The 1264-nt window shown below is 36.0% G+C and carries 2 pseudogenes; one reads left to right on the top strand and one right to left on the bottom strand.

The features are described 5' to 3' along the window. A pseudogene (locus tag BHE89_RS17710) lies at positions 1-587 on the bottom strand (LysE family translocator); the annotation flags it as partial. A 174-nt stretch (positions 588-761) separates the two neighbouring features. Here BHE89_RS17710 and folA point away from each other — a divergent pair. Further along, a pseudogene (gene folA / locus BHE89_RS17705) lies at positions 762-1246 on the top strand (type 3 dihydrofolate reductase). The last annotated feature ends 18 nt before the right edge of the window (positions 1247-1264 follow it).

The following is a 1264-nucleotide window of genomic DNA, read 5'->3' as shown; positions in this document are numbered from 1 at the left end:
CAATCAATACTACACCAAGTACTTTATCAATACTTTTTTGGATTTTGTTGAGTATTTTTCTTACTGGCGCACTTTGAATTAATAAGACGAGTAAGGGCCAATAAACGACCGCTAATCCCCAAATAATAAAGGCATACCATAATTTTTTCACCAATGCTTGAATCAATACTTAGCACTTGAGTGAAAACGGCAAGAAAGAACAAGGTGGCTTTAGGATTGAGTAGATTACAGAGAAAACCTTGCATAAAGGCTTTCTTAAAACTGATTTGTGAATGTAGTGCTGCTTTTTCATCAATCGAATGATTAGATTTTGACAGCAAACTCTGAAAGCCAATCCATAGCAAATAAACTGCCCCTGCATATTTTAAAATGGAAAAGAGCCAAGGTGTTGTTGTGATAAGAACAGCAATACCGGCAACACAATATGACATATGTACAAGTAATGCAGCCACAATTCCCATTGCTGTCATCATTGCAGCAGATCGTTGATAACGTGCCGCATTTTTTACAACGAGAAAAAAGTCAGGGCCTGGTGAGATCATCCCGAGTAAAGCAATTGTAAAAACAACTAAAGAAGTTTCAAGCATAATAGCGCCTTGTATATAACAATATTATAATGATTGAATCTTATATGATTAAGTTAACACTTCGAGTATAAAGCAATTATTTATTATCAAGGAAGCATAATTTGTATCGACTCAGGTTTTAGCTTTACGTATAGTGTGAACAGTTTTTTCCCATCTTTACCCGTAGGTGTGTAAATGAATATTAGTTTAATCGCAGCATTAGCGATGGATCGCATTATTGGTATGGAAAAGGCAATGCCTTGGACATTACCGGGTGACCTCGCATGGTTTAAAAAGAATACGCTAAATAAACCCGTTATTATGGGGCGGGTGACTTATGAGTCTATCGGGCGTCCTTTACCGAATCGTCTTAATATTGTTTTAAGCAGTCAACCTGGAACAGATAGCGATGTCGTTTGGGTTAAATCTGTAGAGGAAGCTTTGCAAGCTGCTGAAAATTATGATGAAATCATGGTTATCGGTGGTGGTAAAGTGTATGAACAATTTCTGCCTATGGCAAATACACTTTATTTAACTCACATTGATGCTGAAGTCATCGGTGATACAACATTCCCAGATTATGAGCCAGATGAGTGGGATTCTACTTTTATGGAATACCATAAGCAGATGAAAATAACTCACATAACTACTGCTTCGAAATATTAAAAAGAAGAAAATAACAAAAATTAAATAAAAAG

It is taken from the genome of Shigella sp. FC1967 (genome assembly GCF_001743005.1).
Classification (GTDB): Bacteria; Pseudomonadota; Gammaproteobacteria; order Enterobacterales; family Enterobacteriaceae; genus Proteus.
This window is presented reverse-complemented; position numbering and strand designations above follow the sequence as displayed.